Annotated in this window: 13 protein-coding genes; 3 read left to right on the forward strand and 10 right to left on the reverse strand. The window is 68.7% G+C overall.

Annotated features, from left to right (window positions below):
• The first annotated feature begins 1 nt into the window (after position 1).
• From zwf to pgl, 3 genes are read left to right on the forward strand one after another with little or no spacing between them, the layout of a single operon-like run.
• Complete coding sequence (zwf, locus tag AC6I9V_RS00595; protein ID WP_497897959.1) at positions 2 to 1,564, forward strand: glucose-6-phosphate dehydrogenase; 1,563 nt, start codon at positions 2 to 4, stop codon at positions 1,562 to 1,564.
• On the forward strand, positions 1,561 to 2,502 hold the full coding sequence (locus AC6I9V_RS00600) for a glucose-6-phosphate dehydrogenase assembly protein OpcA (RefSeq protein ID WP_349414203.1): 942 nt from the start codon (positions 1,561 to 1,563) through the stop codon (positions 2,500 to 2,502). Before zwf ends, AC6I9V_RS00600 begins: the two co-directional genes overlap by 4 nt.
• Positions 2,492 to 3,310 carry a 6-phosphogluconolactonase gene (pgl, locus tag AC6I9V_RS00605; RefSeq protein ID WP_497897960.1) on the forward strand — a complete coding sequence of 273 codons (819 nt, stop codon included), beginning with the start codon at positions 2,492 to 2,494 and terminating at the stop codon, positions 3,308 to 3,310. Before AC6I9V_RS00600 ends, pgl begins: the two co-directional genes overlap by 11 nt.
• On the opposite strand, the gene AC6I9V_RS00610 is transcribed toward pgl, so the two are convergent.
• The 10 genes from AC6I9V_RS00610 to uvrC all read right to left on the reverse strand — a co-directional run bounded on the left by AC6I9V_RS00610 (position 3,263) and on the right by uvrC (position 13,347).
• Entirely contained in the window at positions 3,263 to 3,658 is a 396-nt protein-coding gene (locus AC6I9V_RS00610; protein WP_497897961.1) for an RNA polymerase-binding protein RbpA, read from the reverse strand. The genes pgl and AC6I9V_RS00610 overlap by 48 nt on opposite strands.
• Before the next feature lie 113 nt (positions 3,659 to 3,771).
• The gene (secG, locus tag AC6I9V_RS00615; RefSeq protein ID WP_349414207.1) at positions 3,772 to 4,029 is read right to left on the reverse strand and encodes a preprotein translocase subunit SecG; all 258 of its coding nucleotides are present in this window, start codon (positions 4,027 to 4,029) and stop codon (positions 3,772 to 3,774) included.
• A 49-nt stretch (positions 4,030 to 4,078) separates the two neighbouring features.
• Entirely contained in the window at positions 4,079 to 4,894 is an 816-nt protein-coding gene (gene tpiA / locus AC6I9V_RS00620) for a triose-phosphate isomerase (protein WP_497897962.1), read from the reverse strand.
• 82 nt (positions 4,895 to 4,976) lie between these two features.
• The gene (locus AC6I9V_RS00625; protein WP_497897963.1) at positions 4,977 to 6,203 is read right to left on the reverse strand and encodes a phosphoglycerate kinase; all 1,227 of its coding nucleotides are present in this window, start codon (positions 6,201 to 6,203) and stop codon (positions 4,977 to 4,979) included.
• A gap of 10 nt (positions 6,204 to 6,213) precedes the next feature.
• Positions 6,214 to 7,224, reverse strand: coding sequence for a type I glyceraldehyde-3-phosphate dehydrogenase (gap, locus tag AC6I9V_RS00630; RefSeq protein WP_497897964.1), 1,011 nt, complete (start codon positions 7,222 to 7,224; stop codon positions 6,214 to 6,216).
• Positions 7,225 to 7,489: 265 nt separating this feature from the next.
• Positions 7,490 to 8,113 carry a superoxide dismutase gene (locus AC6I9V_RS00635; RefSeq protein ID WP_146337647.1) on the reverse strand — a complete coding sequence of 208 codons (624 nt, stop codon included), beginning with the start codon at positions 8,111 to 8,113 and terminating at the stop codon, positions 7,490 to 7,492.
• A 175-nt stretch (positions 8,114 to 8,288) separates the two neighbouring features.
• Positions 8,289 to 9,269 (reverse strand): DNA-binding protein WhiA, encoded by a 981-nt coding sequence (gene whiA / locus AC6I9V_RS00640; RefSeq protein ID WP_066438143.1) that lies wholly within the window; start codon positions 9,267 to 9,269, stop codon positions 8,289 to 8,291.
• An 11-nt stretch (positions 9,270 to 9,280) separates the two neighbouring features.
• On the reverse strand, positions 9,281 to 10,300 hold the full coding sequence (locus AC6I9V_RS00645; RefSeq protein ID WP_349414212.1) for a gluconeogenesis factor YvcK family protein: 1,020 nt from the start codon (positions 10,298 to 10,300) through the stop codon (positions 9,281 to 9,283).
• Entirely contained in the window at positions 10,300 to 11,223 is a 924-nt protein-coding gene (rapZ, locus tag AC6I9V_RS00650; protein ID WP_349414213.1) for an RNase adapter RapZ, read from the reverse strand. The genes AC6I9V_RS00645 and rapZ overlap by 1 nt, the downstream gene beginning before the upstream one ends.
• Positions 11,224 to 11,337: 114 nt before the next feature.
• Positions 11,338 to 13,347, reverse strand: a complete 2,010-nt coding sequence (gene uvrC / locus AC6I9V_RS00655) for an excinuclease ABC subunit UvrC (protein WP_497897965.1) — start codon at positions 13,345 to 13,347, stop codon at positions 11,338 to 11,340.
• Positions 13,348 to 13,390: the final 43 nt, after the last annotated feature.

The raw sequence follows: 13,390 nt of genomic DNA on the forward strand, positions 1-13,390 counted from the left end.
CATGCCACTCTCGCAAAACGGCGGCCGCACGTCCGCGGGCCGGGGGCGTAATCCGCTCCGGGACCCGCGGGACCGGCGGCTGAACCGCATCGCCGGCCCGTCCTCCCTGGTGCTCTTCGGCGTCACCGGTGACCTCGCCCGCAAGAAACTCATGCCGGCCGTCTACGACCTGGCCAACCGCGGGCTGCTGCCCCCCAGCTTCGCCCTGGTCGGGTTCGCCCGGCGGCAGTGGGAGAACGAGGACTTCGCCGCGGAGGTGAAGGAAGCGGTCAAAAGCTACGCCCGGACCCCGTTCGATGAGACGGTCTGGAAGCAGCTCTCGGAGGGCATCCGTTTTGTGCAGGGCGAGTTCGACGACGACGACGCCTTCGAGCGGCTCAGCGAGACGATCGACGAACTCGACGAGCAGCGCGGCACCCGCGGCAACCACGCCTTCTACCTGTCGATCCCGCCGAAGGCGTTCGAACTGGTCTGCCGGCAGCTCTCCAAGCACGGGCTCGCCCAGGCCGAGGGCGACAAGTGGCGCCGCGTGGTGATCGAGAAGCCGTTCGGGCATGACCTCGAGTCGGCCCGCCAGCTCAACGACATTGTGGAGTCGGTGTTCCCGCCGGACGCGGTCTTCCGGATCGACCACTACCTCGGCAAGGAGACGGTCCAGAACATCCTGGCCCTGCGCTTCGCCAACCAGCTGTTCGAACCGCTGTGGAACGCGAACTACGTCGACCACGTCCAGATCACCATGGCGGAGGACATCGGCACGGGCGGCCGCGCCGGATACTACGACGGCGTGGGCGCGGCCCGCGACGTCATCCAGAACCACCTGCTGCAGCTGCTCGCCCTGACCGCCATGGAGGAGCCGATCTCCTTCAACGCGGACGACCTCCGCGCCGAGAAGGAAAAAGTGCTGGCGGCCGTTCGGCTGCCGGAGGACCTCTCCACGCACTCGGCGCGCGGGCAGTTCGCCGGCGGCTGGCAGGGCGGCGAGCAGGTCCTGGGCTACCTGGAGGAGGAGGGCATTCCCGCCGACTCCACCACCGAGACGTTCGCCGCGATCCGGGTGGACATCAACACCCGGCGCTGGAGCGGCGTGCCGTTCTACCTGCGGGCCGGCAAGCGGCTGGGCCGCCGGGTGACGGAAATCGCCGTCGTCTTCAAGCGCGCGCCCAACCTGCTCTTCCGTGACCACGGCGAGGACGACTTCGGCCAGAACGCCGTCGTGATCCGGGTCCAGCCCGATGAGGGCGCCACGATCCGCTTCGGCTCCAAGGTCCCCGGCACGCAGATGGAAGTCCGCGACGTGACCATGGACTTCGGCTACGGCCACTCGTTCACCGAGTCCAGCCCCGAGGCTTATGAGCGGCTCATCCTGGACGTGCTCCTCGGCGAGCCGCCGCTGTTCCCCCGCCATGCCGAAGTTGAGCTGTCCTGGAAGATCCTGGACCCGTTCGAGGACTACTGGGCGTCCCTGGCCGAACAGCCGGAACCGTACGCCCCCGGAAGCTGGGGCCCGGCCTCCGCCGACGAATTGCTCGCCCGCGACGGACGCACCTGGAGAAGGCCATGATCGTAGATCTTCCCGACACAACAACCTCCAAGATCTCCAAGAAGATCATGGCGCTGCGCGAACAGGGCGGCGTAATCGCCCTGGGCCGGGTGCTGACCCTGGTGGTGGTGACCAAGTCAGGGCTCGAAGAGGAGGCGATCGAGGCCGCCAACGAGGCGAGCCGCGAGCACCCCTGCCGGATCATCGTGCTTGCCGACGCCGGCGCCTCCAAGCCCACCCGGTTGGACGCCCAGATCCGCGTGGGCGGCGACGCCGGCGCGTCCGAGGTCATCCTGCTGCGCGGCTACGGCGAACTCGCCGAGGAAAGTGAATCCCTCGTGGCGGCGCTGCTGCTTCCGGACGCCCCGATCGTGGCCTGGTGGCCGCACGGCGCGCCCAGGAACGCCTGCGAAACGTCGATCGGGCGGATCGCCCACCGCCGCATCACGGACTCCGCGAACGAGGCGGACCCGCAGGCGGCGCTGGACAACATTCGGAGCACCTACAAAGCCGGCGACACCGACCTGGCCTGGACCCGCCTGACCAACTGGCGGATCCAGCTGGCCGCCGTCCTGGACCAGGTGGACGCGTCGCCGGTCACCGCCGTCGCCGTCGAGGGCGCCTCCGACTCCCCCAGCACCCTGCTGCTCGCGGCCTGGCTGACGCTGGCGCTGGACGCGCCCGTGACCATCGTGGCCGATCCGGCCGGCACCGGGATCCGGCGGGTGCGGCTGTCCCGCACCGGCGGCGACGTGCAGCTGTTCCGGCCCGGGCTGACCGTGGCCGAGCTGACCCAGCCCGGGCAGCCCGCCCAGCGCATCTCGCTGCCGCGGCGCAGCCTCAAGGACTGCCTGGCGGAGGAGCTCCGGCGCCTGGACCCGGACGAAGTTTTCGGCGAAGTGATTACTATTGGACTGCCGCGTACCAACCTAAGGAGTGTCCGTCCCAGTGAGCGCTGACCCCAGAGTAAGCATCCACCCTGACTCGACGGTCCTGATGGCCGCGATCGCGGCGCGCCTGATCACCAAGCTCGTGGACATCCAGGACAAGCACGGCGAAGCGACCGTGGTGCTGACCGGCGGCACCATGGGCATCGGCTCCCTCAAGGCGGTCGCCGAGTCGCCGGCCGCCCCCGCAGTCGACTGGTCCAAGGTGAACTTCTGGTGGGGCGACGAACGATTTGTGGGCCACGACGACGCCGACCGGAACGCCCGCCAGGCCTACCAGGCGCTCCTCGACCACATCAACGTGGACCCGGCGCGGGTCCATGTTCCCGGCTCCACCGAGGACTTCGAAACCCCCGAGGACGCCGCGGCCGACTACGCCCGGCGGCTCGCCGAGGCGGCCGCCGCCGAACACGCTGCCGACATGTCCGATGACCGGCCGGAGGAGCCCGGCCGCCTGCCGCGGCTGGACATTGTGCTGCTGGGCGTCGGCCCCGACGCGCACGTAGCGTCGCTCTTCCCGGAGCAGGCCGGCATCCGGGAGAAGGCCCTGACCGTCGTCGGCGTCCGCAACTCCCCCAAGCCGCCGCCGGCCCGCGTTTCACTGACCCTGCCGACGATCAACACGGCCAACGAGGTGTGGATGGTGGTGGCCGGCGACGACAAGGCCGGTGCCGTAGGCCTCGCCCTGGCCGGGGCTAACCCGGTGCAGGTGCCGGCGGCGGGACCGCGCGGGCGCTTCCAGACCCTGTGGCTGATCGACGAGGACGCGGCCTCACGCGTCCCCGAGCAGCTCGTCCGGAAGGGCGCGTCGGGCGCGTAGCTTCTCCAGCGCTCCGGCCAGCACGTCTTCGGCGTCCTGGCTGGAGCGCCGCTCTTTAACGTATTCGAGGTGGCTCTTGTAGCCCTCCGCGGGCTCGTCCTCCAGGGCGAACCGGGATTCGTCCCGGGTGGCGGTCCCCCCGCAGCGCCGACAGTCCCAGACGCCCGGGATCTGCTCTTCCGGGAGTTTGGCGAACACGAGGGACATTTCGTGGCCCTTGGCGCACCGGTATGTGACGGCGATCCGCGGTTGCCCGGCGCCGCCGCCGTCGAGGGGCTCGTGGCGGGCCGGGGCGCCGGCGACGGCACCAACGCGGATGCCCCTGAATCCGGAAGCAGAATGCAGCATCGGGAACTCCTGGCTACTGGGCTGGTGATGTTTTGCCAGCGACAGTGTAATCCGGGAGTCCCCGATGCGGGGAGGGCCGCAAGGCCCTTATGAAGTTGTGGGGCGGGGCGCTGTCAGGAGTCGCCGCCTCCGCTGAAGCGCATCAGCAGGCCTAGTCCGATGATAACGACGCCCCAGGTGACGCCGAGGATGATCGTGAAGCGGTTCAGGTTCCGCTCGGCAACGCCCGAGGAGCTCAGCCCGGAGCTCATGCCGCCGCCGAACATGTCGGACAGACCGCCGCCGCGTCCCTTATGGAGCAGGATGAGCAAGGTCAACAGGAGGCTGGTGATGCCCAGCAGCACCTGCAGGATGACATGAAGAACGTCCACGACGGCCTTTCAGAAGAGGGGATTGCGGGGGCCACGAGCTGCGTCCGGACTAGTCCGTCACAAGGTGACTCTCGAACCTGACAATATTAGCAAACTCGGCAGCGTCCAGGCTGGCACCGCCGACCAGCAATCCGTCCACGTCGCGTTCCTTGAGGATCGACGCCGCGTTGTTGGCCTTCACCGAGCCGCCGTAGAGCAGGCGCGTTTTGGCGGCCACCGAGGCGTCGAAGAGGCTCGCCAGCTCGGCCCGGATGGCGGCACACATTTCCTGCGCGTCCTCCGGCCCGGCGACCTCGCCGGTGCCGATGGCCCAGACGGGTTCGTAGGCGACGACCAGCTCGGCGGCCTGCTCCGCGGTGAGGCCGTCGACGCCGGCACGCAGCTGGGCGAGAGTGTGCTCGACGTGGGTGCCCGCCTGGCGGACCTCGAGACCTTCGCCGACGCAGAGCACCGGGGTGATGCCGTGCCGGAAGGCCGCCTTGGTCTTGGCGTTGAGGACCTCGTCGGACTCGTGGTGGATGGTGCGGCGTTCGCTGTGGCCCACCAGGACGTAGCGGCAGCCAAGCTTGGCGAGGAACGCACCGGAGATGTCCCCGGTGTAGGCGCCGGAATCGAACTGCGAGAGGTCCTGGCCGCCGTAGGCGACGTCCAGCTCGTCGCCCTGGACGAGGGTCTGCACACCGCGCAGGTCGGTGAACGGCGGGAACACGGCGACCTCCACCCGGCTGTAATCGTGCTTGGCGTCGGACAGGGTCCAGGCCAGCTTCTGCAGCAGGGTGATGCCCTGGACGTGGTCCATGTTCATCTTCCAGTTGCCCGCGATGAAGGGCTTGCGGTCGAACTTGCCGTTGGTTGACGTTGTCACGTGATCTCCAAAAGGTTCGTAGCAGTGAAAGAGCCGGCAGGGCGCCCGCCGAGCGGGACGGACACCCTGCCGGCTGGAGGTCCTAGCGGTCCAGCACGCTCAGGCCGGGGAGTTCCTTGCCTTCAAGGTATTCCAGACTGGCGCCGCCACCGGTGGAGATGTGCCCGAACGCCTCGTCTGCGAAGCCGAGGGTACGGACAGCGGCAGCGGAGTCGCCGCCGCCCACGACGGTGAAGGCGGAGGTCTCGGTCAGGGCCTGGGCGACGGCCCGGGTGCCGCCGGCGAAGGCGGGGAACTCGAAGACGCCCATCGGGCCGTTCCAGAACACCGTCTTGGCGCCCTTGATCCGTTCCGCGAAGGCTGCCGCCGAGTCAAGACCGATGTCCAGGCCGATGCCGGTGGCGCCGAAGCTGCTGGACTCGATCGATTCGGCCGCGACCGTCTCGTGCTCGGCGTCGGCGGCGAACTTGGCGGCCACCACCACGTCGGTGGGGATGACGAACCCGGTGCCGGCGTCCGCGGCCCGCTTCAGGTAGTCCTGCACAACGGGGATCTGGTCCTCTTCGAGCAGGCTGCCGGCGACCTTGTGGCCGGCGGCGGCGAGGAACGTGAACAGCATGCCGCCGCCCACCAGGATCGTGTCCGCCTTACCGATGAGGTTGTCGATCACGGCGAGTTTGTCGGAGACCTTCGAGCCGCCGAGCACCACGACGTAGGGTCGCTGGGTGTCGGTGGTGAGCTTGCGCAGCACCTCGACCTCGGTGCGGACCAGGTCGCCCTGGTAGGACGGCAGCCGGGTGGCGACGTCGTACACGGAGGCGTGCTTGCGGTGCACTGCGCCGAAGGCGTCGTCCACGAAGGCGCCGTTGTCACCGGTGAGGGCCACCAGCTCGTCCGCGAAGGCGCCGCGTTCGGCGTCGTCCTTGGACGTTTCGCGGGCGTCGAAGCGCACGTTTTCAAGGACCAGGGCTTCTCCGTCCTGCAACGCCGCGGCGAGCTCCTTGGCGGAGCCGCCGACAGTGTCGCCGGCCAGGGTGACCTTGAACGGGGCGAGCCCGGCCAGGCGGTCGGCGGCCGGCTTGAGCGAGTATTTCGCGTCCGGGGCGCCCTTGGGGCGGCCCAGGTGTGCCGTGACCAGCACACGGGCACCGGCGTCCGTGAGCTTCGCCAGCACCGGCAGGGAGGCCTTGATCCGGCCGTCGTCAGTCACTGTAGAGCCGTCGAGCGGCACGTTCAGGTCACTTCTGACCAGAACATACCGCCCGCGGACACCTTCAGCGATCAATTCGTCGAGGGTGTGGAATGTCATGAGTCTTACCCTAGCTCAGCTTCGACGCGACGAGCTCCGTGAGGTCGACGAGGCGGTTGGAGTAGCCCCATTCGTTGTCATACCAGGAAACAACCTTGACCTGGTTGCCGATCACCTTGGTCAGGCCGGAGTCGAAGATCGACGACGCCGGGTCACCCACGATGTCCGAGGAGACGATCGGCTCGTCGGTGTAGGTCAGCAGTCCCTTGAGCTCTTCGGACTCGGAAGCCGCCTTGAGCGCGGCGTTGACCTCTTCGACAGTGGTCTCGCGGGAGACGGTGACGGTGAGGTCGGTGGCGGAGCCGGTGGGGACGGGGACGCGGATGGCGTAGCCGTCCAGCTTGCCCTTGAGTTCGGGGAGGACCAGGCCGATGGCCTTGGCTGCGCCCGTGGAGGTGGGGACCATGTTGATGGCGGCGGCGCGGGCGCGGCGGAGGTCCTTGTGCGGGCCGTCCTGCAGGTTCTGGTCCGCGGTGTAGGCGTGGATCGTGGTCATCAGGCCCCGCTCGATGCCGAACGCGTCGTTGACAACCTTGGCGAGCGGGCCGAGGCAGTTGGTGGTGCAGGAGGCGTTGGAGATGATGTTGTGCGCGGCCGCGTCGTACAGGCCGTCGTTGACGCCCATCACGATGGTGATGTCCTCGTCCGAGGCGGGGGCGGAGATCAGGACCTTCTTGGCGCCGGCATCTATGTGCTTCTGCGCGTCGGCGGCCTTGGTGAAGAAGCCGGTGGACTCGATCACGATGTCGACACCCAGCTCGCCCCACGGCAGCTTGGCCGGGTCGCGCTCTGCGAGGACCTTGACGGTCTTCCCGTCGACGACGATGTTGCCGTCCTTGACCTCGATGGATTCGGCCAGGCGGCCTCCGACGGAGTCGTACTTGAAGAGGTGGGCGAGGGCCTCCGGGCTGGTGAGGTCGTTGACGGCAACGATCTCGAGGTCTGCTCCCTGGGCGAGTGCGGCGCGGAAGTAGTTGCGACCGATGCGGCCGAAGCCGTTGATACCAATACGTGTCGTCACGTTTTCAGTCTCCTTGGTGCTCTCTCAAGCACGACTAGTTGAGTAGGCGTTCAAGCCAACTAACAGATCCCGCACGCCATTGGGCAGAGATGATTACCAGATCGGAGGGCGACCAGCCACGTTGCTGAAGGCTAACCGCCTTCCGTGATCCATCTTACGTTTAACAGGACCCGCCCCCGCAAGTGCGGGGGCGGGTCTTCCACGTTCCGGGCCGAACGGCACGAATTGTGAGCTTTGTTACAGCGATATTTCGGCTTGCCGTCCCTTAGAGGGTGATCAGGCCGGTGGCGTTCTTGCGCGCGGCGTCGAAACGCTTGGCGACGTCGGCCCAGTTCACGATGTTCCAGAACGCCTTGACGTAGTCGGCCTTGACGTTGACGTAGTCCAGATAGAAGGCGTGCTCCCACATGTCGAGCATCAGCAGCGGGGTGGTGCCGAGTGCCACGTTGCCCTGCTGGTCGTAGAGCTGCTCGATGACGAGGTTGCCACCGATCGGCTCGTAGGCCAGGAAGCCCCACCCGGAGCCCTGCAGGCCCAGGGCTGCCGCGCTGAACTGGGCGCGGAACGCGTCGAAGGAGCCGAACGCGTCGTCAATGGCGGCAGCGAGCTCGCCTTCGGGCTTGTCGCCGCCGTCCGGGGAGAGGTTCTTCCAGAACACGGAGTGGTTGATGTGGCCGCCGGTGTGGAACGCGAGGTCCTTGGAGAGGCGGTTGATGTTGGCGAAGTCGCCCTGCTCGCGGGCTTCGGCCAGCTGCTTCAGGGCGTTGTTGGCGCCGGCGACGTAGGCCGCGTGGTGCTTGCTGTGGTGCAGCTCCATGATCTTCGCGGAGATGTGCGGCTCCAGCGCGGCGTAGTCGTAGTCGAGTTCTGGCAGTACGTATTCGGTCACAAAATCCTCCAATGTCGTGGACGGCTCGTCCGGTTTTGCTAACTCTCGGATTGTGCATCCGGATGGTTCAACACCCGGAAGTTTCGTGGATGGGGATCCAGTGGTCATAGCCTCCGTCCGCGCCGCGGTATTCCCGGGCGCTGGATCCGATTCTGTCCCTGATCCCCGGCGGTGGCTACTCGTCCAGCATTTCCGGCGTCACGTTGGCTTCGGTCCCCGGGATGCCGAGGTCCTGCGCCCGCTTGTCCGCCATGGCGAGCAGCCGGCGGATCCGGCCGGCGATGGCGTCCTTGGTCATGACCGGGTCGGCGAGCCGGCCGAGCTCGTCCAGGCTGGCTTGCTTATGCGCGACCCGCAGTTCGCCGGCGTATTTGAGGTGGTCCGGAACGTCGTCGCCGAGGATCTCCAGGGCCCGGTCCACGCGGGCCCCGGCGGCGACGGCGGCCTGGGCCGAGCGGCGCAGGTTGGCGTCGTCGAAGTTGGCGAGCCGGTTCGCGGTGGCGCGGACTTCCTTGCGCATCCGCCGCTCTTCCCAGACCATCAGCGCGTCGTGCGCGCCCATCCGGGTCAGCAGCGCGGCGATCGTGTCGCCGTCGCGGATTACCACGCGGTCCACCCCCCTGACTTCGCGGGCCTTGGCCTGGATGCCGAGGCGGCGGGCGGCGCCGACGAGGGCCAGGGCGGACTCCGGGCCGGGGCAGGTAACCTCCATCGCGGAGGACCGGCCGGGCTCGGTGAGCGAGCCGTGGGCCAGGAACGCGCCGCGCCAGACCGCTTCGGCGTCGGCGGCGGAGCCGTTCACGACGACCGAGGGGAGCCCGCGGACGGGCCGGCCGCGGGCGTCCAGCAGGCCGGTCTGGCGGGCGAGGGCCTCGCCGTCGCGGACCACCCGGACAACGTAGCGGCTGCCGCGGCGCAGGCCGCCGCCGGAGACGACGATGATCTCGCTCTGGTGCCCGTAGACTTCCGCGATGGCGGCGCGGAGCCGGCGCGCGGTCGAGGCGAGGTCAACCTCGGCCTCGATCACGATCCGGCCGGAGATGATGTGCAGTCCCCCCGCGAACCGGAGCATCGCGGACACCTCGGCCTTGCGGACCGAGGACTTCTTGATATCCAGCCGGGAAAGTTCTTCCTTGACTGATGCTGTCAGTGCCATGGCACCTTTCCCTACCTGTTCCCGAAAATGTCGTGGTACGCCGTTGCCAGACGCAGCGGGTCGTGGATCGGCCGGCGGCTCGACGCCCCTACTTTACCCAAGACCACCTCCGCGCCGAGCATTCCGGCGGCCCGTTCGAAGTCCGGGAGGTCCGGCACCGAGGCGGGGTCGGCCAGCACGACGTCGACGGTGAACTCCGGCGCGTACTCCCGCAGCACCCGCAGGTGGTCGGCGGCGGACATCCCGCGGGTCTCCCGGGTGTCGGTGGCAAGGTTCATCGTGAGGCAGCGCCGCGCCTCGGTGCTGCACAGCGCGTCGCGCATCTCCGGCAGCAGCAGGTGCGGCAGGACGGAGGTGTACCAGGAGCCGGGGCCCAGGACCACCCAGTCCGCGAGCTCGATCGCGGTCAGCGCCTCGATGCAGGCGGGGGCCGCCTCGGGCAGCAGCCGGACGGACTCGAGCCTGCCGGCGACGGCGCACCGGGCCTGCCCGGTCAGCGTTTCCAGCACGGAGCTGCCGTCGGGCAGCTCGACCCGTGCTTCGCCCTCGATGGTGAGCGGAGTGGTGGACATCGGCAGGACCTGGCCACGGGCGCCGAGGAGCGCCCCGGCCCACTGCAGGCCGGCAACGGTGTCCCCCAGCAGTTCCCACAGCGTGACGATCAGCAGGTTGCCCATGGCGTGCTCGTCGAGGGAACCGCCCCGGCCCTTTCCGGGTTCGAAGCGGTGCTGCATAACGTCGCGCCAGGTCCGGCCCCAGTCGGTGTCGTCGCACAGCGCGGACAGCGCCATCCGCAGATCCCCCGGCGGCAGGACGCCGTATTCCTCACGCAGCCGGCCGGAGGATCCGCCGTCGTCCGCGACCGTGACGATGGCCGTCAGTTCCGAACTGAGCAGGCGCAGTGCCGACAGGGAGGCGGAGAGGCCGTGGCCGCCGCCCAGGGCGACCACGGAGGGGCCTTTGTCCTGCTGGCCGGCGAAGGCCGCGCTGGCGGCCGGTACCAGGGGCAGCGGCCCGGTCAGAAGTGCCATTACTCGCGGCCCAGATCCCGGTGGGTGGTGGTGACGGTGACCCTGGGGTACTGCGCCAGCCGGCGCGAGAGTTCAACGGCCACGGCAACCGAACGGTGCTTCCCGCCGGTGCAGCCGACGGCGATGGTCGCGTAGTGCTTGTTTTCGCGCCGGTAGCCGTCCAGGACCGGTTCGAGTGCCAGCACATAGCGTTCCACGAAGTTACTGACGCCCTCCGCTTCGAGCACGTAGTCGCTGACGTCCTTGTCCAGCCCCGTGTGCGGGCGCAGCTGCGGCACCCAGTGCGGGTTCGGGATGAAGCGGGCGTCGGCCACGAAGTTGGCGTCCACCGGCAGCCCGTACTTGAAGCCGAAGCTCATGACGTTCAGGCGCAGCGCGACCGGGCCGGTTTCGCTGAACAGTTCGGTGATGGCGGTCGCGAGGCCGTGGACGTTGAGCGGAGAGGTGTCCAGGACGATGTCCGCGGATTCGCGCAGCTCGTGCAGCAGCTCGCGTTCCGCGGCAATGCCGTCCAGGATCCGGCCGCCGCCCTGCAGCGGGTGCGGCCGCCGGCCCTGTTCGAAGCGGCGCACCAGCACGTCGTCGCTGGCATCCAGGAACAGCACCCGGAAGGTGACGCCGCTGGCCTCGAGGTTGCGCAGGGCGGTGCGGATGTCGGCGAACAGGTCCTTGCTGCGGACGTCGACCACGACGGCGAGCTTGGAGATGGAGCGCGGGGCGTGCGAGACGAGCTCAGCGAGCGTTCCCAGCATCTGCGGCGGCAGGTTTTCCACGACGTACCAGCCATGGTCCTCGAGGGCGTCCGAGGCGGTGCTGCGGCCCGCACCCGACATCCCGGTCACCACGAGCAGCTCCGCCTCTGCCGGCTTGACGGGGGTCAATCCGTCCGCCTCCACGCCGGATCCTGCCGTTGACTCTGCCATCAGTGCTGCCCCATCTCTGCTGTTTGCTCTGCCATGAGGCCGCCGCGCGGGGCAGCTGGCTGCCGGCCGCGTCGTACCTCAGCTCCTTACCCTAGCCAAGATTGCCGGCGCTAGCTAAGTTTCGAGGATTTCGCCGGTCGTCATGTTGATGGCGGGCGCAACCGGCCCGTCCGCGCCGGAATCCTCGCTAAAGTGCCGCACGATCGCGCCGGCCAGGGCAGGGCCGATCCCCTTGGCGGCGGTCAGCTCCTCGATGCTGGCGGCCCGGATGCTCTTGACCGAGCCGAACTGGTTCAGCAGCGCCTTGCGCTTGGAGTCGCCCAGGCCGGGGACGCCGTCGAGCGCGGAGACGGTCATGGCCTTGCCGCGCTTCTGCCGGTGGAAGGTGATGGCGAAGCGGTGCGCCTCGTCGCGGATGCGCTGCAGCAGGTACAGGCCGGCCGAGGCGCGCGGCAGGATGACCGGGAAGTCGCTGTCCGGCAGCCAGACCTCCTCGAGCCGTTTGGCGAGTCCGACGACGTAGACGTCCTCGATGCCGAGCTCGGCCAGGGCACGGGCCGCGGCGTTGACCTGGGGCTTGCCGCCGTCGACGACGACGAGGTTGGGCGGGTAGGCGAACTTCGTCCGGGGGGCCGGCGTTGTGGTGTCCTCGACCGGTGTGTCGGCCACCGCGGCGGCCTGGGCGGCAGCCAGGGGCGCGGCGCCGGGGCCTGCTTTGTCGGATTGTTCCTGCAGGTAGTTCCGGAACCGGCGGGTCAGGACGTCGTGCATCGCGGCGGTGTCGTCGTTTGCGGCCTCCCCGGTGACCGAGAACTTCCGGTAGTCGGACTTCTTGGGCAGGCCGTCCTCGACCACCACCATCGATCCGACGACGTTGGTGCCCTGCACGTGCGAGATGTCGAAGCATTCGATCCGCAGCAGCGCCACCGGCAGATCCAGCGCCTCCTGGAGTTCCTGAAGCGCCTGGGAACGCATGGTCAGGTCGCCGGCGCGGCGGGACTTGTGCAGCTTGAGCGCGTGTTCGGCGTTGTCCCGCACGGTGGAGAGCAGGGCGGCCTTGTCCCCGCGCTGCGGCACGCGGATGTCCACCCGGGCGCCGCGCAGCCCGCCCAGCCACTGGGCGAGCTCGGCGGCATTGCTCGGCTCGGCCGGGACCAGCACCTCGCGGGGCAGCCGGCCCTGGCTGGCGGCTTCGTCGCCGTAGACCTGCTGCAGCAGGTGTTCCACGAGGTCCGGGGTGGTGGAATCCTCGACCTTCTCCACCACCCAGCCGCGCTGGCCGCGGATCCGCCCGCCCCGCACGTGGAAGACCTGGACCGCCGCCTCGAGTTCGTCCTCGTACAGCGCGAACACGTCCGCGTCGGTGTCCTCGGCGAGGACCACGGCATTGCGTTCAAAGACCTTCTTCAGCGCGACGATGTCGTCCCGGACCCGGGCTGCGCGTTCATAGTCCAGTTCGGCGACGGCGGCGGCCATGTCCTTCTCCAGCCGGGACACGAACCGTTTGGCTTCGCCGCCCATAAAGGCGCAGAAATCCTCCGCCAGGGCACGGTGGTCCTCCGCCGAGATGCGGCCCACGCAGGGTGCCGCGCATTTGTCGATGTAGCCGAGCAGGCAGGGCCGTCCGCTCGCTTCGGCTCGTTTGAGCACCCCGGGGCTGCAGCTGCGGACCGGGAAGACGCGCAGCAGGGTGTCCATGGTGTCGCGGATGGCACCGGCCGTGTACGGGCCGAAATACCGGGTCCCCTTGCGCCGTTCGCCGCGCAGCACCTGCACCCGGGGGTACTTCTCCCCCATCGTGACGGCCAGGTAGGGGTAGGACTTGTCGTCGCGGAACATCACGTTGAACCGCGGCTTGAATTCCTTGATCCAGGTGTACTCGAGCTGCAGCGATTCCAGCTCGCTGCCCACCACGGTCCACTCCACGCTGCTGGCGGTGTGGACCATCGCGTGGGTCTTGGGCAGCAGGCCGGCGGGGTTGGCGAAGTAGGAGTTCAGCCGGGAGCGGAGGTTCTTGGCCTTGCCCACGTAAATGACCCGGCCGTGCGGGTCGCGGAAGCGGTACACACCCGGGTTGGTCGGGATCTCCCCGGTCTGGGGCCGGTAACTAGCTGGATTTGCCACTGGTCTATTCTACTGAGCCGGCCGGACCGGGGCGGAGGCACGG

It is taken from the genome of Arthrobacter sp. SlRoot2-15, from assembly GCF_059739345.1.